Source organism: Paenibacillus rhizosphaerae (assembly GCF_014192015.1).
GTDB lineage: Bacteria > Bacillota > Bacilli > Paenibacillales > Paenibacillaceae > Paenibacillus_AQ > Paenibacillus_AQ rhizosphaerae.
Window position 1 is genome coordinate 1,325,615 of record NZ_JACHXJ010000002.1, and the last position, 18,802, is coordinate 1,344,416.

20 protein-coding genes are annotated in these 18,802 nt (G+C 46.3%); 11 read left to right on the plus strand and 9 right to left on the minus strand.

Going from position 1 to position 18,802, the window contains the following annotated elements; all coding sequences use genetic code 11:
- Positions 1-8: 8 nt before the first annotated feature.
- Positions 9-1,091, plus strand: coding sequence for a Gfo/Idh/MocA family protein (locus FHS19_RS14685; RefSeq protein WP_183582512.1), 1,083 nt, complete (start codon positions 9-11; stop codon positions 1,089-1,091).
- A gap of 103 nt (positions 1,092-1,194) precedes the next feature.
- Here the strand turns inward: FHS19_RS14685 and FHS19_RS14690 are convergent, their stop codons facing one another.
- Positions 1,195-2,235 carry an NAD(P)-dependent alcohol dehydrogenase gene (locus FHS19_RS14690; protein WP_183582513.1) on the minus strand — a complete coding sequence of 347 codons (1,041 nt, stop codon included), beginning with the start codon at positions 2,233-2,235 and terminating at the stop codon, positions 1,195-1,197.
- 265 nt (positions 2,236-2,500) lie between these two features.
- On the opposite strand from FHS19_RS14690, the gene FHS19_RS14695 reads away from it, so the two are divergent.
- Positions 2,501-2,923: a MerR family transcriptional regulator gene (locus tag FHS19_RS14695; RefSeq protein ID WP_183582514.1), complete on the plus strand. Its 423-nt coding sequence runs from the start codon at positions 2,501-2,503 to the stop codon at positions 2,921-2,923.
- A 64-nt stretch (positions 2,924-2,987) separates the two neighbouring features.
- Here the strand turns inward: FHS19_RS14695 and FHS19_RS14700 are convergent, their stop codons facing one another.
- Positions 2,988-3,173 carry a TetR-like C-terminal domain-containing protein gene (locus FHS19_RS14700; RefSeq protein WP_446686414.1) on the minus strand — a complete coding sequence of 62 codons (186 nt, stop codon included), beginning with the start codon at positions 3,171-3,173 and terminating at the stop codon, positions 2,988-2,990.
- A gap of 165 nt (positions 3,174-3,338) precedes the next feature.
- On the opposite strand from FHS19_RS14700, the gene FHS19_RS14705 reads away from it, so the two are divergent.
- Positions 3,339-4,097 (plus strand): cyclase family protein, encoded by a 759-nt coding sequence (locus tag FHS19_RS14705; RefSeq protein WP_183582515.1) that lies wholly within the window; start codon positions 3,339-3,341, stop codon positions 4,095-4,097.
- 333 nt (positions 4,098-4,430) lie between these two features.
- On the opposite strand, the gene FHS19_RS35655 is transcribed toward FHS19_RS14705, so the two are convergent.
- Entirely contained in the window at positions 4,431-4,790 is a 360-nt protein-coding gene (locus FHS19_RS35655) for a DUF6220 domain-containing protein (RefSeq protein WP_376771908.1), read from the minus strand.
- Positions 4,791-5,102: 312 nt separating this feature from the next.
- On the opposite strand from FHS19_RS35655, the gene FHS19_RS14710 reads away from it, so the two are divergent.
- Positions 5,103-6,185: a stalk domain-containing protein gene (locus tag FHS19_RS14710; RefSeq protein WP_183582516.1), complete on the plus strand. Its 1,083-nt coding sequence runs from the start codon at positions 5,103-5,105 to the stop codon at positions 6,183-6,185.
- Between the two features lie 124 nt (positions 6,186-6,309).
- On the opposite strand, the gene FHS19_RS14715 is transcribed toward FHS19_RS14710, so the two are convergent.
- Positions 6,310-7,200, minus strand: a complete 891-nt coding sequence (locus FHS19_RS14715; RefSeq protein ID WP_221223921.1) for an AraC family transcriptional regulator — start codon at positions 7,198-7,200, stop codon at positions 6,310-6,312.
- Between the two features lie 119 nt (positions 7,201-7,319).
- Between FHS19_RS14715 and FHS19_RS14720 the strand changes: the two genes are divergently transcribed.
- Positions 7,320-8,702: an MATE family efflux transporter gene (locus FHS19_RS14720; RefSeq protein WP_312887232.1), complete on the plus strand. Its 1,383-nt coding sequence runs from the start codon at positions 7,320-7,322 to the stop codon at positions 8,700-8,702.
- Between the two features lie 56 nt (positions 8,703-8,758).
- Positions 8,759-9,388: a sugar O-acetyltransferase gene (locus FHS19_RS14725; protein WP_183582517.1), complete on the plus strand. Its 630-nt coding sequence runs from the start codon at positions 8,759-8,761 to the stop codon at positions 9,386-9,388.
- A 243-nt stretch (positions 9,389-9,631) separates the two neighbouring features.
- Here the strand turns inward: FHS19_RS14725 and FHS19_RS14730 are convergent, their stop codons facing one another.
- The 3 genes from FHS19_RS14730 to FHS19_RS14740 form a co-directional block, all read right to left on the minus strand.
- Positions 9,632-10,033: a VOC family protein gene (locus FHS19_RS14730; RefSeq protein WP_183582518.1), complete on the minus strand. Its 402-nt coding sequence runs from the start codon at positions 10,031-10,033 to the stop codon at positions 9,632-9,634.
- Positions 10,034-10,154: 121 nt separating this feature from the next.
- Entirely contained in the window at positions 10,155-10,901 is a 747-nt protein-coding gene (locus tag FHS19_RS14735; RefSeq protein WP_183582519.1) for a MerR family transcriptional regulator, read from the minus strand.
- Positions 10,876-11,802 (minus strand): DUF2268 domain-containing putative Zn-dependent protease, encoded by a 927-nt coding sequence (locus FHS19_RS14740; protein ID WP_183582520.1) that lies wholly within the window; start codon positions 11,800-11,802, stop codon positions 10,876-10,878. The genes FHS19_RS14735 and FHS19_RS14740 overlap by 26 nt, the downstream gene beginning before the upstream one ends.
- Before the next feature lie 222 nt (positions 11,803-12,024).
- Between FHS19_RS14740 and FHS19_RS14745 the strand changes: the two genes are divergently transcribed.
- The 5 genes from FHS19_RS14745 to FHS19_RS14765 all read left to right on the plus strand — a co-directional run bounded on the left by FHS19_RS14745 (position 12,025) and on the right by FHS19_RS14765 (position 16,996).
- Positions 12,025-13,089 (plus strand): aminoglycoside phosphotransferase family protein, encoded by a 1,065-nt coding sequence (locus FHS19_RS14745; RefSeq protein WP_376771877.1) that lies wholly within the window; start codon positions 12,025-12,027, stop codon positions 13,087-13,089.
- 208 nt (positions 13,090-13,297) lie between these two features.
- Positions 13,298-13,522 carry a hypothetical protein gene (locus tag FHS19_RS14750; RefSeq protein ID WP_183582521.1) on the plus strand — a complete coding sequence of 75 codons (225 nt, stop codon included), beginning with the start codon at positions 13,298-13,300 and terminating at the stop codon, positions 13,520-13,522.
- Between the two features lie 641 nt (positions 13,523-14,163).
- Complete coding sequence (locus FHS19_RS14755) at positions 14,164-14,604, plus strand: MarR family winged helix-turn-helix transcriptional regulator (protein ID WP_183582522.1); 441 nt, start codon at positions 14,164-14,166, stop codon at positions 14,602-14,604.
- Between the two features lie 3 nt (positions 14,605-14,607).
- Positions 14,608-16,395, plus strand: coding sequence for a DHA2 family efflux MFS transporter permease subunit (locus FHS19_RS14760; RefSeq protein WP_183582523.1), 1,788 nt, complete (start codon positions 14,608-14,610; stop codon positions 16,393-16,395).
- A 37-nt stretch (positions 16,396-16,432) separates the two neighbouring features.
- Positions 16,433-16,996 carry an NAD(P)H-dependent oxidoreductase gene (locus FHS19_RS14765; RefSeq protein WP_183582524.1) on the plus strand — a complete coding sequence of 188 codons (564 nt, stop codon included), beginning with the start codon at positions 16,433-16,435 and terminating at the stop codon, positions 16,994-16,996.
- A gap of 219 nt (positions 16,997-17,215) precedes the next feature.
- Here the strand turns inward: FHS19_RS14765 and FHS19_RS14770 are convergent, their stop codons facing one another.
- Together FHS19_RS14770 and FHS19_RS14775 are read right to left on the minus strand one after the other, a co-directional pair.
- Positions 17,216-17,704, minus strand: coding sequence for a DinB family protein (locus FHS19_RS14770; RefSeq protein WP_183582525.1), 489 nt, complete (start codon positions 17,702-17,704; stop codon positions 17,216-17,218).
- Positions 17,705-17,754: 50 nt separating this feature from the next.
- Positions 17,755-18,627: a helix-turn-helix transcriptional regulator gene (locus FHS19_RS14775; protein WP_183582526.1), complete on the minus strand. Its 873-nt coding sequence runs from the start codon at positions 18,625-18,627 to the stop codon at positions 17,755-17,757.
- Between the last annotated feature and the right edge of the window lie 175 nt (positions 18,628-18,802).

An 18,802-nucleotide genomic window follows, 5' to 3' on the forward strand; every position in this document is an offset into this window, starting at 1 on the left:
GAATTCTAATGAGAACCGTAAAAGTAGGGATCATCGGCTGCGGCATGATTGCGGGTGGGAAACATATGCCGTGTTTGTCCAAGTTGGATCATGTACAGATGGTGGCCTTCTGCGACTTGAAGCCGGAAAGGGCCGAGGAAGCGGCCCAAAAATACGGCACGCCGGATGCAAAGGTGTATACAAATTACAAAGATTTGCTTGCCATGGAAGATATTGAGGTCGTCCATGTGCTGACACCGAACAGCGCTCACGCGCAGATATCCATTGATGCTCTCGAAAGCGGCAAACATGTCATGTGCGAAAAACCGATGGCAGTCACAGGTGCGGAGGCCAAAGCGATGTACGAAGCCCATTTGCGTACAGGCAAGAAGCTAACCGTCGGGTACCAGAATCGCTCCAATGCCAGAAGCCAGCTGTTAAAAAAGATGATCACCAATGGAGAACTTGGAGATATCTATTTTGCAAAAGCTGTTGCGACCCGGAGAAGAGGCGTACCTACATGGGGCGTGTTTCTGGATAAAGAGAAACAGGGAGGCGGTCCTATGATCGATATTGGAACCCACTCCCTGGATCTGATCCTGTGGTTGATGGATAACTATGAACCGGTTAGTGTCGTCGGCAGCGTCTTCCATAAACTGAAGTATACCGAAAATGCCGCGAACGAATGGGGGTCCTGGGATCCAAATGAGTTCGAGGTAGAAGATTCGGCGTTTGGGTATGTGAAATTTAAGAATGGAGCTACGGTTATCATTGAAACCAGCTGGGCCCTTAACATTGCGGAAGGTGGCGGCAACCTGCTGTGCGGAACGAAGGGAGGAGCGGATTTTGCCAAAAATGAGCTGCGGATCAATGGTGAGAGGGACGGGAGCCTGTTCCTGAATAAAATCGATGTGAATCCGAATGCAAGAGAACGATTCAGCGGAGAAGAAATGACCGATTTTGAGTATGAAGCCAAACAATGGATTGACAGTATCGTGAATGATACCGAGCCTTTGGTTAAACCGAGGGAAGCTATGGTTGTTTCACAAATATTAGAAGCGGTGTATATATCCGCAGATACAGGGAAAACCGTTTATTTTGATAAGGAATAAGGACGTGGAATGAAGATCATAAAATGAAACGAAGGTGCCCAAAAGCTTGCTTTTGAGGCACCTTCAACATGTAATCACTTATAAAACAAATGGTTTACGCAGCTTAGATCGTGCTAGTATCAATGACGAATCTATATTTCACATCCGAAGCTAATACACGTTTGTAGGCTTCGTCAATCTGGTCGGCCGATATCACTTCAATCTTAGGAACAATGTTGTGTTCTGCACAGAAGTCCAGCATTTCCTGCGTCTCGCGGATCCCACCAATCATGGAACCAGCAAATGAACGTCGATGTCCGATGAGCGACATGACATTCAGCGACAGCGGCTCCCCAGGGGCACCAACGTTTACCAAAGTTCCGTCAAGCGTGAGTAGTGCGAAATAAGCATCCATATTGATACTTGCACTTACCGTATTAATAATCAGATCAAAGCGGCCGGCGAGTTTTTCGAATGTTTCCGGATCGCTGGTGGCGTAGTAGTTATCTGCACCCAATTGCAAGCCATCGTCTTTTTTACTAAGTGTTTGGGACAAAACGGTGACTTCGGCACCCATCGCATGCGCAATTTGGACAGCCATATGTCCGAGGCCGCCCATACCGACCACAGCCACTTTTTTGCCTGGGCCGGCCCCCCAGTGATTAAGCGGGGAATAGGTTGTAATACCCGCGCAAAGCAATGGCGCTGCTTCATCAAGCTCAATATTGTCAGGAATTCTGACGACGAAGTTTTCAGTGACGACAATGTGGGTAGAATAGCCGCCTTGAGTTGGTTCCCCGTATTTGTCAACACCAGCGTAGGTCGGGACATTTCCTTTGAGGCAGTATTGTTCTTCCCCTTTACGGCAGTTCTCGCATTCACCACAGGAATCAACCATACAGCCAACTCCTACACGGTCACCGACCTTGTATTTTGTGACATGAGGGCCAACAGCCGTAACAATTCCCGCAATCTCATGTCCAGGCACAAGCGGATAGTTGACAGGTCCCCATTCGCCGTGAGCCGTATGGATGTCGGAATGGCATATTCCCGCAAATTTAATTTCAATTAAAATATCCTGCGAATCAAGATCGCGCCGTTTAATTTCAGCTGCTCGAAACGGTTTGTCCGGACCGTCGACAGCTCTAGCTTTAGCAGTAATCATCTCGAAATCCTCCTATCAATGTATGTTCAAATGTTGCAAACCAATTTTATCCCCTAGAGTTAACTCTAGGTCAAGTGCTGATTTTATGATATTATCAGAAAAGGTATAACGATAGAGCCAATGCATTCTTGATATTGCAAGAAGAACTTCATCTAAACGCGGTCTGTCTTCTGTGAAAGTACGTCGATAGACGTTTTTCTAATAATATGATCTCGTCGCTTTAGGATTAGCTCGAGGTCTATATCGCAATGAAAGGAGGATCCTGTTGAAGACATTCTCAATCAGCGAAGTCGCCAAGCAATTGAACCTTACTATATATACCTTGCGTTACTACGACAAAGAGGGTCTTTTGCCTAATGTAGAACGGACAATCAGCGGAACACGCTTGTTTAAAAAGTCTGATATCGATGCTCTAAAAATAATCGAATGCTTGAAAGCCACGGGGATGCCGATCAAGGAAATAAAAAATTTTATTAATTGGTGTTCTGAGGGGGATACGACTCTGCAGCAAAGATATGACATGTTCATAGAACGGAAAGCTGCCGTAGAGGCGCAAATGGAAGAACTCAAAAAAACGATGGAAGTCATCGAACATAAATGCTTCTATTACAAGACCGCACTGGATGCCGGAACGGAAGATGTTCATAAAGACAATAAAATGGGGAGGAACTTTGCCCCTACTTATTAATAGAAAACCACCTGTAATCCATATATTTCTATATGAATTACAGGTGGTTTTGTTATTCAGTAGGTTATAAATTTCGATCCAGCAATATTCCTGTCTGTTCTGCCATGACACGAGGGGGAACAGGCATTCCATTCCTGAACCACCATTCCACGGCCCCGACTACGGCTGCCCCAAAAAATTGCAGTATAACTTCTCGATTTAACGGAATGGTTGGAACCTGTAACGGATGAGCATTACGGCAATTTGTAATTGAAAGTCATAAGTGTTTATTCCGCTCGAGCTTACGCGCCATCGTAGGGCGTCACGTGAGACTCTCTGCTCAAAGGAATGGCACAACGTAACATTGGCCTATCCGCTATACGTACAATCTAGTATAATGTGCATGATTCGAGATGAGAGGGAGAGGAAATCAATTATGAAGCTTATTGACTTGAGCGTGCCGATTAGTCCGCGTATCCGCGAGCCGCTGCCGGCAAAGATCGAATATGCGACCCATGAAGACGGTGCGCGGCAAGCGGCCGAGATACTTGGACTGAAGCAGGAGGATTTTCCAGAGAGCAAGGCATGGGCAACGGAAATGGTGACGCTGAATACGCATTCGGGTACTCATATTGACGCGCCATGGCATTACTGGCCGATCTCGGAAGGAAAGCAAGCAAGGACGATTGACGAACTGCCGCTCGAATGGTTTTATTCCGACGGCGTGGTGCTCGATTTCAGCACGAAGCCGCCGGGATATGAGATTACGACGGACGACCTGATCGCCGAGCTGAAGCGGATTGAGTATACGTTGAAGCCTTTCGATATCGTTCTCATCCGGAGCGATGCGGACAAACGGCTGTATCACGAACATTATGCATTCCTTCATGCCGGGGTATCGGCCGAAGCTACGCTGTGGCTTCTGGACCAAGGCATTAAGGTAGTCGGTACGGACGGCTGGGGCTGGGATATTCCGCTCAACCTGCAGGCTGAAGCGTATAAAAAGCAGCCGAGAGAAGGCGTTCTGTGGGCGGCGCATTACGTCGGCAAGGACAAGGAATATTGCCAGATTGAAAAGCTGGCCAATTTGGAGAAAATACCGAAGCCGTTTGGCTTCAAAGTAAGCTGCTTTCCAATTAAAGTAGAAAAGGCAAGCGGCGGCTGGGCCCGTCCGGTCGCAATCGTGGAGGAATGAGACAAAATATAGCAAGTACCCACGCACTGCAGCGTATTTTTTGCTCATTGAAATATACTACCAAGCTGCTGGGAGAGAGCGGTCACTTATTATAGTCGAGATGATCGGTAACGTTATAGTACATGGAAAGGTTCATTAAGTAAGTAAAAAAGGAGCCGCTGTCTCTCGACAGCGGCTCCTTTTTCATGGATGTATCCAAATTTAACGGGTAGAAATGTGTAAGCTATCCATGGATTAGCGCACTATGCCTCAGAAGGTCATTGATCATTCCTTAAGGTTAAGAACGCACTTTAAAGTGCAGAACTTACTTGAAAGTAAGGGTCCTGCTTCTGTTTATTTTCGTTTCATTAAAAATGGATAAGAGCCTCGGACCAAAACAAGGGACCCCCAGAACAAGGCGAGCGACAGAACGGGGTGGAGCGCGCTTGCGATATGGAGAGCCGTTATATATTGAAAACTGATAAGAACGAACAGGCCAAGACTCCCCCAGATCATTTTCCGGTTGAGCTTCCCGATGATGCCAAGGATGAACAGGATAAGCGTGATATATCCAAACATGGGAACGAACGACCGATGATATTTCCAAAGTTCCGAATTCCCGAACAATGCCACTCCGGCTAGATATACTTGCACAATGATACAGATCAAAAGTACGAACGCAAGGATGGAATACGCCAATCGGCAATACCTCACTCGGGAAGGCTCCTTTTTGATCGCTTCAAGGTTCAATGCTCAAGCTCCTTTCAGCAGATGAAGTTGTCTTACGTAATTCTTGAACTTCGTCTCTTCGCATTCAATTCATTTCCTTTCCTCAGCTCCCTTAACGTTTTGCACATATGACGCTGTAGAGCTCTGGTCTGTGACAACGGAAACGAACGAATCACTTATAAATGGAGAAAAAAGCGAAGCTTTCAAATGGCTGCAACCTAATCGATCTGTTTTCCGTCTGATGGTTTGATCGTATGATTGACGTCAACCATCTCAAAGTTGGAAGGAGCTTTTGGTATGAAAAAGAAATTAACTGTCTTATTAACTTTGGCCGGGATACTCGGCACAACGGCCGCAGTCGAAGCTGACGCTTTAGTTGAAAAGATTACAGGTTACTTGCAAAAAGATACAAAGGTTCTCATTAATGGACAAGACAGCATGCTTACACCTGTCTCTATTGATGGAAAACTGTATATCCCAGTGCGTGATGCTGCTGCCAAGCTTGGATATACGTTGAATTACGATGAAGCGAGCAAAGAAATTGAGCTCAGCGAAGCGGCGGACCTGATGCATGCCTCCGGTGTAATCGTAAACGTGCAGGCAAATGAAGACGGGAAATACCGTATTGAGCTGCTTGGCAGCACATGGGTCATATTGACCGTTGACAAATCGACAGCGATTAAAAGTCTAGACGGCAAAACGCTAACCCCTACCGATTTGAAAGCCGGCACCCAAATCGATGCGGAGTTCGGACCAGCCATGGCGATGAGCTTCCCGGGCCAAGCGCAAGCCGTAAGGATTAACGTTCACGCCAATCGCTTGGTCAAAGAAGATACCATCAAAGCGGTGAAACATACGGATAACGGCTGGCAAGTTCAATTAGGCGACGCTTTGGTACTGAACGCAGGTAAGGAAACGCGCGTCATGACATCCCAAGGGGAGTCCGTGAATTGGGAGGACCTGAAGGCTGGAATGAAAGTAAAAGCCTACTACGGCCCCTTCGAGGCGCAAAGCCTTCCTCCACAAAGCCCTGTTTTCCTCCTGGTCGTTCAGGCTCAAGCGCCTGTTACAGGCGGGCTGAAGATGTCACCAGAGACTGCGCAGGAATACCGCAGCTTGGCATGGGCCCAAGTGAGTGCGCAAGCTTCCCATATTACGACAAAGCAGGACGAAGCAGCCGTTCGCATTGTCTCCTCTAAAGAGGTTGGCGTATTAGCGCTCACGGCCGAGCAGAAGAAATTGCTTGAAGACGTTCAAGCTGCCAACGGAAACGTTGTGACGGTAACATATAACACGGACCAAGACGAGCTGCTTGGACCGTTGACCGTCGTGTTTGACTTCAACACAAAAGCCTTTATCGGGTTCAACGCTAGAAGATAAGTATGAATTCTAAGCAGCCATGAAATTCAAGCTAATTGAATTTCATGGTTTTTTATTTGCCGGATGGGGAATATTCAATGAATTGCTGGCCGCCTATGATTAGGAAGATGGTTTAGGTAATAGTCTATGTACTCTGAGGGCCTTGTTTTCTGTAATCCTGCGGAACCAGTCCGATCTGTCTACGGAAAATTAATGTAAAGTAGCTTGCACTTTGAAATCCGCAAGCCATTGCTATTTCACTTATGGATCGGTTCGTTTCTTGTAGCATTTCGCAGCTTTTTTGAATTCGGTATCGTGTTAGATACTCATTTGGGGTTTGTCCTACATACGAATTAAACAATTTACAACAACGGCTTCTGCAAACGGTCCCTGCTGCAGCAATATCGTTTAGGGTTATTTTACATTCATAGTTTTGATGAATGAATTCGGTCATTTTCCAAATAAGGGTCCATGATCGTTCGTTGTCAGTATACCCGGCTTTTTGTTGCACGTGATCTCCTACGGAGGCGCAGATGGATATTGCCAAGGACAGGAGTCGAAGCGGATGATGTGGTTCACGGTTGTGCATCTCATCATAAATCTCTTGTATGGAAAGCAAAACTTCCCGCTGCCAAGCAACTTGATCAGTAAGCAATAAAAAGTCATCCATATGGGTCCCGAATTTTTGGTCCGCATACTTCCTTGCCAGCGACGCAGTGTCACCAAGAAGGGAGGGATGGATGACGATTACAATGAAAGTGCAATCAATCTGCTCCGGGGAAAAACCATAGTGCATGCGTTTGCTATTTACAAAAATCCCATTCCCCTGATCGATTCGAATCGTTTGTCCGTTTACAAAGTATTCCATAGATCCTTCAAGAACCATAATCAACTCTACATCTGGGTGCCAATGGCAAGCGGCAGAATAATTGGTAAACTGCTGTAAGTTTCCTTTTCGTACATAGAGTAGTAAATCAGCTAGGTTATAATCCAGGCGCTCGGATAGGTCTGAAAACACTTCTAGTGATTTAATCATCAGGTCACCTCGTTAAATACATACGATTATTATAAAAAATTAACCAATTTTAATGGATATGAGCATTTGTTTATACTATCTTTATAACATTATGATATACGTGAGGGAAGGGGAACGGGGTGAAAAAACAATTCCTAATTAAGAAACCCATGAATGTTCATTTCAGACGAGAGTTGATGGTGCTGGTTGTACCAATTGCATTGCAAAACTTGGTTTCGGCTACGGTTATATCTGCAGATGTCTTCATGTTGGGTATGATCAGCCAATCCGCGATGTCGGCCGTATCACTCGCAGGACAAATCACTTTCGCCTTAACCTTGTTCTACATGGGGATGTCAACGGGGGCGGGGATACTTACTGCACAGTATTGGGGAAAGAAGGACTTAAAGACAATACAAAGGGTCCTCAGCATTTCTTGCATGTTTTCCTTCTGCATATCCGTCTTCTTTTTTTTGTTTTCCTTCTTATACCCAGGCATGCTGATGCGAATTTTTACTAACGATGACGAGTTGATCCGCTATGGTGCAAGGTTTTTGCAGATGAATTCATTTTCTTATCTAGCGATGGGAATTTCGCAGATGTATCTCAGTGTAATAAGAAGTATGGAAAATGCCAGGCTAAGTGCATGGATAAGTTCGGCTTGTCTAGTTATGAATATCATATTCAACGCGGCTTGTATCTTTATCTTTTTTCCCGGCAGGTCCGAACTTGCTATCTCGGGAGTTGCCCTGGCGACAGTTTGTGCACGTTTCATTGAATTAGGCTGCTGCGTTGTTCACTCTGTTACACGGGGATCCATTCGCTTTACACTGCCGGTGCATGATGGAATACAGCGGAAATTGCTTAAGGATTTCTTCAAGTACACCATGCCCGTACAAGGGAATTATATCGTCTGGGGAGGGGCCTTGACTGCAACAGCTGCCATTATTGGCCATGTAAGTGCCGATATGGTTGCAGCTAATTCCGTATCGTCAGTCGTCAAGAACTTGGCCATTGTATTATGTGGAGGCATTGCCAGCGGTGGGTCTGTGCTAATCGGGAAATATCTGGGGGAGGGGGAGATCGAGAAAGCCAAACATGCAGGTAACCGAATGAATGTATATGCTTTGATTTTTGGTGCCCTGGCAGGCTGTACTATTTTGTTAATGAAGCCGCTCGTTTTCTTGATGGTTAGTCTAAATGCTATGGCACAACATTACCTCGATGGTATGTTGTATGTCTGCGCTTATTATTGTATCGCCAAGTCTATGAATTCGACTACGATTGCAGGTATATTCACTGCTGGAGGGGATTCCAAATTTGGTTTTTGGTGTGATGCCGTAGTGATGTGGGGCATTATTTTGCCATTAGGCTATCTAGGTGCTTTTGTTTGGCATGTACCTCCTATTCTGCTGTTTGCAATGATCAGCCTGGATGAAATCATAAAACTGCCGGTCGCTTTAATTCGGTTTCGTCAGTACAAGTGGCTTAACAATATTACAAGGACTTTTGCGGAAACCTGATAATAACGAAATGGTTTTGTCTGATGAAATCAAGAATGATAAAAGGAGAACTGAGAATGAATATACAAGAACGAATGGCGAGCTGCCAATTATTTACTGACCATGACGCAAATTATCCAGAAGAAGCTGCAGCATTGGCACGTGCTCGCCAACGCGGGAAGGCACTGTGTTATGAAATCAATCGTTTACATCCTGATGATACGGCAGGACGCCAGGCTTTGATGAAACAGCTTTTCGGGAGCATGGGTGAGAATGTGTGGATGGAACCACCCATTCGCATGGCGTATGGATCGAACACTACGATAGGCAATAACGTTTATATTAACTTTAATTTAACCGTAGTTGACGACTATAAGGTGACGATTGGTGATGACGTCATGTTTGGCCCCAACGTAACAATCGCTGTAACCAGCCATCCTGTACACCCAGAAAAGCGTAAAGAAGGTGAAATGTTTGCTCTACCCGTGGTCATTGAAGATGGGGTGTGGATTGGCAGTGGGGCGATTATTTTACCAGGCGTTACCATCGGAAAGGGGAGCGTCATCGGTGCTGGAAGCGTTGTAACCAAGGATATTCCAGAGAACGTAATCGCAGTGGGAAATCCATGTAAGGTTCTTCGTGAAATCACGGAACATGACAGAGTATATTACTACAAAAACATGCGCTTCGATCAAGTGGAGTGGTAGAGAGGGTTTAAAGGTTTAAATTATTGTGACAAAACAACTACTTATTTTTCTGCTCCAGTGTACGCAGATCGTTGGCTGCGGATTGATTGTAAAGCGGAATTCGAAGCGGTCTGGAAGCTGATCGAAGCGGAGATTGCAGGATAGACGCAAGGATGAGCGGAATATAGTGATGCCCTGCAGACATGAGATTATACGGGTGAAAAAAACGCCGGAGACCTTCAACAAGGGACCGGCGTTTCCATATTAACGTTTCGGCATTTTGCTCTCATCCATGTACAGCAGGTTCCAGCGGTGACCGTCCAGGTCGGCAAATCCCGCGCCGTACATCCAGCCGTCAATTTCACTCGGCTTGCCAAAGATGCTTCCTCCGGCAAACTCTACTTTTTGAATAAAGGCATCGACTTCTTCTCTGCTGTCAGCTCCGATGGAAAATATCACCTCTGCGCTATGTGAAGTATCCGCGGTTTTTGCGCCTGTAAATTTTTCAAACGCCGCATCCGGAAACAGCAGAATCGTTGTTTGGCCTATGACAAGCTTGGATCTCTCGTCACCAACGCTCACCGCATGGAATCCAATTTCATTGAAAAAGGCAGTTGATCGCTCAACATCTTTGACCGGCAGGTTAATCCAAATCTCCTGTGACATGGCTGTGGCCCCCTGGAATATATTTTCAACTACTCCTTACTATACTCTACTTCTGCTGCGGAAGGGAATCTTAGGAAACAGGTTGTTTTCCTTTTGATCATTAGGTCAGTGGAGAGATGCTCTACCGATTGATATTGTACATAATTGCACTGTAAAGAAAATCTGCTAAATCCTCATTGCTATATTGATTAAAATAGCTTTTGAATCGTGCATCGAATTTATACGTATTGGCAATGCAAGCCAGTAATTCTGCATCACATGGCATGAATTGCATTAATATGTTTTTCCACTCCTCGATGAATCGCTGCACTTCATCGGAGGAAGGATCTTGATGGATACAAGACGCCATTCGTTTGAAAATTTCCTCCATGGCTGAAAAACGTTCCTCTTGTTCATCTGGTGAACATGCTTCCAACGTTTCATTAAACACTTGATACGCCTCTGTTTCACCATAAATAAATCTCGCCTCATTTGCATATTGTTCTCTCAATGGCAAAGCGGAAGTACTATTGAAAATTTGCAAATGACTTATATCATTTCCCGCAACGTATTCTTCGAGAGCTGTCATGATTGTATCCAGTCTTTGCTTTTTCGATAATAAAGTTTGTTTCTGCTTCTTTAATATTTGTTTCTGTTCTTCCCTGGTTAACTGTAAAATGTCCGCAATTTCTTTCAAGGAAAAATCCAATTCCTTTAAGAACATAATCGTTTGAAGTTTTTCCAAACTGCTTCGGTCGTATAGGCGATACCCTTTTTCCGTCAGATGTGTCGGTTTAAATAAATGAATTCTATCGTAATAATGCAAAGTCCGGCCTGTAATGCCTGTAATCTGAACAATATCTTTAACTGTTAATAATGGTTTCTTCATCCCAAAATCCTTTGACTTCTTCTAGTATTTGAGCAGCAGACGTTATTGTTGCCTCAAAGATCGTTTTTCCTGTTTTTCTTAAATAGGATCGGATTAAATAATATCCGCAAGCGTAACCGGCGCTATAAGGCATATTGACCGGTTTAAAGTTTTGAAGTTTTGCGATCTCGTCACCGTATAGATACGGACCGATTTTATCAAACCCAGTTACTTGCAGCTGCTCTCTAAGCACAGGCTTTATGCGCCTGTTCAGTGTTTCTGCGTTTGTTTTCGTCACCCAAGGGCCGAGCCATTCTTCGCCAAATATGAACGCAGCATAGTTTTCAGCTAATCCTTCACTGACAATAAGCTCGCCCAAATTAACGGTGTGATCCCACTGAATAAATTGATATCGTACATTATGGTTGCATTCGTGCGACAGCGCAACCTTCATTCGTGGAATCGTATACTCATTTGGCAAGAGTGTACCCCAGATAAACCCGGGAATGCCCCCAAAGCCGCTATATCCTTCGTTTATTGCTAAGGCACGGCTTTCCGGATTCCCTAGTTGAATGGTAAACAAATAGTCGGATACGGGGAGGTTAATTCCCTGCTCTACAAAGAGATGCAGGCTTTTCTTCACCGCATGCTCACACTCTAGCCAAAAGGATTCCGACGAAATCAGCCCGATCTCTGCCGAAATCTGAGGGGTAATCTGATTAGGGGATCGATGCATCATGCTGTTAAACGCAATAACATCAAACCCATTCGCCTCTTCAGCTTTAAAAGGAATCTGTTGAATTTGCCATTGTTTCATAAAGGGAGCCATCATTTCGTTTCTGAATAATTCAAGTTTTTCCTCCGGCGAAGCTTGGGCAACTTGTTGATAAATATAATCTGAGCGCAGTGTTTTTATTTTCATTTCTCTCACTCCAAGTCGTTTATAGTGAGAATTATGCACTATGACCTAACGTCATAGTCAAGTACCTCGGTTCAAATATAAAGGTTCGACCCAGTTTAGTAAGTTGCGCCACTATGGGGAAGTTTTTTTAAAATTACCTTTTCCCTTCATTATTACAGGATGACAATCTAAACTTGAAGTACAACAATGTTTTACCTTGTTAAAGTACGATTGGAGGACTTCATGATGAGCGAAATCCAAGCTGAAACTCTGGCACAGGTTTTAAGCCAAATGCACGGTACGAAAATAATCTGCGCCGATATCCAAACCACACCATTACATGGCGGTACAGTAGGTAATGTACAGCTTGTAACGGGCAAAGCCACAACGACTGACGGCGGGGAAATAACCTATAGAATCGTATTAAAAACGCAGAAGAAATGGGATCGCTACAGCGACCCCGATTCATGGCGTAGAGAATATGATTTGTATAACTCCAATTTCGGAGCTCTGTTTTCTGAAACTTTCCGTTGGCCCGAATGTTATCACGTCGAGAAGAACGAAGAAGAGAACGAAACGCGGATATGGATGGAATATATCAACGGCATATCGGGTTTGAACCTGACCGGCGATATGTATGAACGTGCAGCAAAGGAATTAGGACGATTCCAGGGCAAGTTATATGCCGAGCAGCCAGCTTTTTTGCAGAACTTGACCAACCTGAGTAAAGTGGAGAATATGAAGAATTTCTATCTTCATTATCGGTCATGGAATAGAGTGTACGATTATATACGATCCGACGTTTGCGAAATCCCGAAACACCTATGTAACATGCTCATCGATATTGATGAAAACACAGACGAAATATTCAACCGTATTGAAAAGCTGCCCATCGTCCTGTGCCACAGGGATTTTTGGGTGACAAACCTATTTTATTCAGACGATAACATCATACTCATCGACTGGGATACCACGGGATGGGGCTATTTAGGTGAAGATATGGCAAGTCTTATCGCAGACGAAGCTGATATTGAGCACATGGTTGAATACTACCGTAGATGTATCCCGGCGTACTACAAGGGCTTTTCGGAACATGCGGATATTTCACATATAACGGATAACTGCATTTATGAACTGATTCTACTTATGTTTGGTTACAGGCTTGTAGAGTGGTTTATGAACGCAGGATCGGGTGATGATGAAAGAACGTTGCACCTCCACACCCTGCAAAAAATCTATGAGATGAGGCATGAAAACGAATCCGCGCTGTCCGCTGGGGCGGAGAGAATGAACAGAGCGCCGTGTTGAACAGCCTTCCGGAGGACGAATGAATATAGCTGCTGCGCGGACACTGGCGTCAGTATAATGTCCAAATCTACCATAATACGATTGTCAATGTAGGCAACAACACTCCTGCATTTACCCTCGGTGGAAGAACCTACAGCCGGTAGGGACGAAGATCTATAACAATCTGATCTTTAGTCATACAGGCACCATGTTTCATGAGACCGAAGCTATGATGAAAGCACCGGCCCAAGAACGACCCGAGTACAAAGGGAATAAGGTGAAAGAAATCGCGCCTATTTCGAACAATCCCGTTGTTAGCGGGGCCATGCGCCAAGAGGATCTGCGGCTTGCCCCGCGGTACAGACGGCTTGATCCGGTTGTCGTTATACAGTCCGGCCATCGATTCGGCCGTCAGTCCCGTTGCTTGCTCTGGACGACAGGGACGGTCAGATGAGATATGCGTATGATCAAATAGGCATGCCGAGCACAGGAAAAATGACCTAATAAAGCTGGCAGTAATAATTCCCAGGGGTGTACAGGGTTGATCCGAGTGGACTGCATAACCTGAACGAGAACTCGCTGTACAATTTGTGGAAAAAGTCTGAAGGTTGAAAAAATGTAGGTTACCAATGTTTTACTGATACCCTCTGACAAATATAGAATACACACGCTTCTTAGCCGCGTAGCTGCGGCTTTTTTGTTTTAACCATAATTGATAAGAATTATCCAATTATGAGGCTGGCGTTCATTTGTAATATCGAAGTTGTCGTCATCGTAAGTAATGAATTTCAATATGCTCAGAGATACTAATCGAACGGACAGGTTGACTCAACAAACGGGTACGATAACAAAGGCATTCTCAATGGATTCAAGGATATCGTTCGTTTCTGGTGTCACAAATTGGAGCCTTACAGCGCTCTTTGTCCAAAATCTAATGAAGCTGTTGAACGATGAACGACTTGCCATGTGTCAATCATAAGGGTCTTCAGCTGATGGTACCCTAAACAACATTTACTACTATGAACTTATTGACATATCGGTTGAATGGTTAGATAATAGTTCGCATGCGAAATATTTTGCGAAGGGAGCTTGACGTTGGGAGAACAGCAGATCCTGGAAATATTCCAAAGCTACCGCGAAGTTCATCAGGCGTTCTTCCAGTTGATGACCAAAGCGGCGAGCAAGCATAAACTCACGGCGCTGCAGTTTGTCGTGCTGAAGGTGCTGAAGGAGTACCCCGAAATCCGCCTTTCGGACCTTGCCGAACAAGTGAAACTCGGCAATAGCACGACCAGCGGCATCGTCGACCGGATGGTCAAGGCAGGTCTCGTTGACCGGGAGCGGACCGAGACCGACAGGCGAGCGATGACGCTGACCCTTTCCGAGAAAGGGGCGGCGCTCTGGCGCGAAACGGAAGCCACCCGCCTGCACATGATGCGGTCCCTGCTAGAGCTACCTGAGGAAGACCAGCGGGAGCTTCATCGCATCCAGCAAAAAGTATTGCATCTTTTAAGAAAATCTAGAGAGGAAGGTTAAGCCATGACTAGTATGGTATCCAATCAATTACGCAAAGGGCCGATCATGGCCTCCTTGCTCATCGCCGCGTTCGTGGCGCTGTTAAGCCAAACGGTACTTAACGTTGCGCTTCCGAAAATGATGGCGGATCTCAACGTAACGGAAAGCACAATCCAGTGGCTGTCTAACGGCTATATGCTGGTGAACGGCGTGCTTGTGCCGGTCAGTGCATTCCTGATCAACCGGTTTACGACCCGGAAACTGTTTCTGTTAGCCTCATCCATGTTTGCGCTGGGCACGGTCATCTGCGCGTTATCCGGGGATTTCAGCTGGCTGTTGGCCGGCCGTCTCGTGCAGGCCGTAGGCGCCGGCATCCTGATGCCGCTGATGACCGTCGTGACGCTGACTATCTTCCCCGTCGAGGAACGTGGTAAAGCCATGGGGCTGATGGGGGTCGCGATGATCTTCGCGCCGGCGATCGGACCGACGCTCTCCGGTTGGATCGTTGAGAATTACGACTGGCACGTGCTGTTCTACATCGTGCTGCCGCTTGCGATCATCGCCGTGATTTTCGGTGCCTTCTCGATGAAGGACGTCATCAAGACGTCCCGTCCGAAGCTCGACGTCCTGAGCGTGATCCTGTCGACACTCGGCTTCGGCGGTCTGCTGTACGGCTTCAGCGATGCCGGCACGAAAGGCTGGGACTCGGAGGAAGTCATCATCTGCCTGGCCGTCGGCGCGGTCGCGCTCATCCTGTTCATCGTGCGTTCGATCATGGTGAAGAATCCGCTGCTTGAAATGCGGGTATTCAAATATTCCATGTTCTCGCTCACATCCCTGATTAACGCCATCATCACGATGGCGATGTTCTCCGGCATGATTCTGCTGCCGATCTTCCTGCAGAACATCCGTCACTTCACGCCGCTTGATTCCGGTCTCCTGCTGCTGCCGGGTGCCATCCTGATGGGTATCATGTCCCCGATCACGGGCATGGTGTTCGACAAAATCGGCGCGCGTTGGCTGGCCGTCGCCGGCCTCGTCATCACGACCATCACGACATACGAGTTCAGTCATCTGGAAGCTGATTCTTCATACAACCACATGATGCTCATTTATACGGCGCGGATGTTCGGGATGTCCATGCTGATGATGCCGATCCAGACGGCCGGCCTCAACCAGCTGCCGCGCCGCCTGAACGCGCACGGCTCGGCGATGTCCCAGACGCTGCGGAACGTATCAGGCGCGCTCGGTACCGCCTTGCTCGTCACGGTCATGACGAACAAAGCGGCCTCGCAAGTGAAAGAACTCGTCATCGCGGGACACATCAACCCGAACGACGCGGCCAAGATGGCCGATGTCACGCAGCAGGCGACCATCTACGGCATCAACCAGTCTTTCGTTGTCTCCACCTGGCTGACAGTCGCCGCGCTCGTCCTGGCGTTCTTCATTCGTAAGGTGAAGCCGCAAGAGGATACGGTGCAGGCACCGGTTAAAGCACCGGAAGCGAGTGAGTCGGCGGCCCAACCGGCGCCCGCGGAAGTGACTGCCCAACCGGCACTTGCGGAGGTAGCGGCTCATGCGGAGTTGCAAAACAAGGATAGCGAATTCCGCAATGCCATTCGAGGGTTTTTAACCCCGTCTCAGCCCGCGAAAGACGAAGGGCAATTCACCGATAAAGAATACCGGAAGGCGCTGCTGAAGCTGAAGGACGCCACTAACCAGGAAGCGGACCAGAAAGAAGAAATGTCCCCCGATCAAGCTTATCGGGAAACGCTCAAGAAATTGAACGGGCTCCTGAAGGAAAACAAATAAGCGCGTCTGAACAACGATCATGAGAGGAGATCAATCGATGAAAATCTATATTGTGTATGATAGCGAAGCGGGGCATACGGAACAGCTGGCCCGTTCCATTGCCAAAGGCGCCCAAAGCGTTGAAGGCGCGGAGGTATTCATCAATCACGTTAATAAGGCGAACGTCAAAGATCTTGCCGGTATGGATGCGATTATATGGGGATGTCCCGGACACTTCGGCACGATTAGCTCCGGCTTAAAGGAATGGATCGATAAGCTCGGGTATTTGTGGGCAAACGGGACGTTAGTGGATAAAATCGGCGCGGTATTTTGTACGACGGCAACTATTCATGGCGGTATCGAAGCGACCTTGCTTAACCTTGTTACGCCAATGCTGCATCAAGGCATGATGGTTGTCGGCTTGCCGGCTAACATTCCGGAGAATGCGCTGTACGGCAGTTATTATGGGGTCGGAGTGACGTCTCCTGTCGAAGATACCCGCGATGACCTGATCCAATCGCTATTTGCGAAGGGTCTCGGGCTAGGAGAAGCCCTTGGAAAGCGCGTGGCCAATACGGCAAGCACCATTGCGGCAGGAAGGAAATTGCAGGGCAATCTTTAAATAACCTAATGCAAGTACCTGCTGAGGACATCCTCGGCGAGCTTATATCAACAAGAGCGCAGTCCCTTTGCAGGGGCCGCGCTCTTTTTCTTGTTTGCGCAGATGGCTCCGGTCGGCCGGGTAGATCAGAGAAAATCGTGATGAGCGGTTCAAAAAACAAGCACAATGGGTTGGAAACACCACCTATACTGGAATGACTGTACAGCTAGTGAAGCTTTGTTAAAAGCTGCGTTTCCACGCCCCAAGCCCTTGCATTTTACTTAGCAATACAATTTGCCCGATATGATATGCGTCGTGCAATGCTAAACTCTTCAGTTCAAGCACTAATGATCTTTCTTCAGGGATCTGTCTATACAAATCTTCTTGTTCTGATTTTGCTAGTATTTTTTCAAGTTCACGATGAACAAAAAAGTATTCTTGTTTTGTTTCCTTCCAATTCTGAAACGTCTCAGTTGGTAATCGAAATGTAGATTTGTTATCTTCTGCCTGTGGTTCATTTGCTGTTTCACCAAGAAACCGCATCAGAAGTCTCTTTTCATAGAAAAGTAAATGACAAACTAATTCCCAAATGGAGTTCATTTCATCAACTGGTTTCCAAATGGCCTGTTCAAAAGTAATATCCTTCAGCACTTTTTCAAGGGGTGGAAACCAGTCTTCTTTATCTAAACAGCTTGCCCATTGTTGTAACAAAAGTGTCCTTACATCCATTTTCTTATCCCTCCAGTTTGATCCCTTTGGTCAAATTTCATTCGCGCTCCCTATACTTTACGCAGTTTACTGACGAATTCCTTTGGTGTGCACCCGTTGTAACGTTTGAACATTTTGTAGAAGTGGGCCATGTTCTCGTAACCGACATCTTCGGCGATGTTGGTGATGCTCCAATTTTCGGTGAGCAAGAGCCGTTCTGCTTTCTGTATCCTTTTCTGATTGACGTATTCAGTGAAAGAAACGCCCATTGTCTTTTTGAAAAACTTGGAGAAGTACGAATAGCTCATATGGGCCAAATCACTCACGTTCTGCAGCTCGATTTTGTCTCCGAGATGCATGTCAACATAAGTCAAGATGGGCAGTAACAACTGCGCATCGGAGGTATCTTGACGTTCCAGTAACCCCCGCCTATCGTGCCGCAGCAGTGTCAGCATTAAGCGCTTCACATGTATACTGGTCGCGATTTCATATCCCTTCGTCCTCTCATTCATTTCCTTGTAAATATCCGCGAAAATGCATTCAATCTCCCTATTTATCCCAGCGTGATGTTCCATGAAATCGTTGAGGCTATCTAGCGATCGATCGATTTCCATGAAGACCCGGTAGTACATCTGCATGGCAGAATCGAGGTAGGCCTGGAGATCGACGTGGAGTACATGGTATACGAGCTTCTCTTCGCTGATTTTTCTACCGAAATGAAGCTGCGATGATCCGATCACACAGCTCTCGCCTGCTTTCAAATGATAAACACGGTCCGGTATATGTACGTCGAGCCGACCCTGCTCGACCAGAATGAACTCAACCGGTTTATGAAAATGCCATATCCAATCGATCGGGTACTCGATTCCATCGTTGACCAACTGCCAAATCTTTAAGCATAGAATAGGATTCTGGTATTCAATCGGTTCTTGGAATACTTCCATGTAGTACTCTCTCCATCGAATTTAAGTTAGCGAAAATGGATACAAACAAGACAAAAAACGGCATATACGCTTACATATGAACATTGTATTATCTCTATGATTATTATACACAACAAAAAGGAGATGAGGGTACACAGGGCGATAAGAAGGCTGAATACGTTCTAAGGGGGTGATC

What these genes read in the sequence shown, in the direction of transcription:
- FHS19_RS14685 (WP_183582512.1), top strand. Translation starts at nt 9, where the DNA reads ATGAGAACCGTAAAAGTAGGGATCATCGGCTGCGGCATGATTGCGGGT.
- FHS19_RS14690 (WP_183582513.1), bottom strand. Translation starts at nt 2,235, where the DNA reads ATGATTACTGCTAAAGCTAGAGCTGTCGACGGTCCGGACAAACCGTTT.
- FHS19_RS14705 (WP_183582515.1), top strand. Translation starts at nt 3,339, where the DNA reads ATGAAGCTTATTGACTTGAGCGTGCCGATTAGTCCGCGTATCCGCGAG.
- FHS19_RS14710 (WP_183582516.1), top strand. Translation starts at nt 5,103, where the DNA reads ATGAAAAAGAAATTAACTGTCTTATTAACTTTGGCCGGGATACTCGGC.
- FHS19_RS14715 (WP_221223921.1), bottom strand. Translation starts at nt 7,200, where the DNA reads ATGATTAAATCACTAGAAGTGTTTTCAGACCTATCCGAGCGCCTGGAT.
- FHS19_RS14725 (WP_183582517.1), top strand. Translation starts at nt 8,759, where the DNA reads ATGAATATACAAGAACGAATGGCGAGCTGCCAATTATTTACTGACCAT.
- FHS19_RS14730 (WP_183582518.1), bottom strand. Translation starts at nt 10,033, where the DNA reads ATGTCACAGGAGATTTGGATTAACCTGCCGGTCAAAGATGTTGAGCGA.
- FHS19_RS14735 (WP_183582519.1), bottom strand. Translation starts at nt 10,901, where the DNA reads ATGAAGAAACCATTATTAACAGTTAAAGATATTGTTCAGATTACAGGC.
- FHS19_RS14740 (WP_183582520.1), bottom strand. Translation starts at nt 11,802, where the DNA reads ATGAAAATAAAAACACTGCGCTCAGATTATATTTATCAACAAGTTGCC.
- FHS19_RS14745 (WP_376771877.1), top strand. Translation starts at nt 12,025, where the DNA reads ATGATGAGCGAAATCCAAGCTGAAACTCTGGCACAGGTTTTAAGCCAA.
- FHS19_RS14750 (WP_183582521.1), top strand. Translation starts at nt 13,298, where the DNA reads ATGATGAAAGCACCGGCCCAAGAACGACCCGAGTACAAAGGGAATAAG.
- FHS19_RS14760 (WP_183582523.1), top strand. Translation starts at nt 14,608, where the DNA reads ATGACTAGTATGGTATCCAATCAATTACGCAAAGGGCCGATCATGGCC.
- FHS19_RS14765 (WP_183582524.1), top strand. Translation starts at nt 16,433, where the DNA reads ATGAAAATCTATATTGTGTATGATAGCGAAGCGGGGCATACGGAACAG.
- FHS19_RS14770 (WP_183582525.1), bottom strand. Translation starts at nt 17,704, where the DNA reads ATGGATGTAAGGACACTTTTGTTACAACAATGGGCAAGCTGTTTAGAT.
- FHS19_RS14775 (WP_183582526.1), bottom strand. Translation starts at nt 18,627, where the DNA reads ATGGAAGTATTCCAAGAACCGATTGAATACCAGAATCCTATTCTATGC.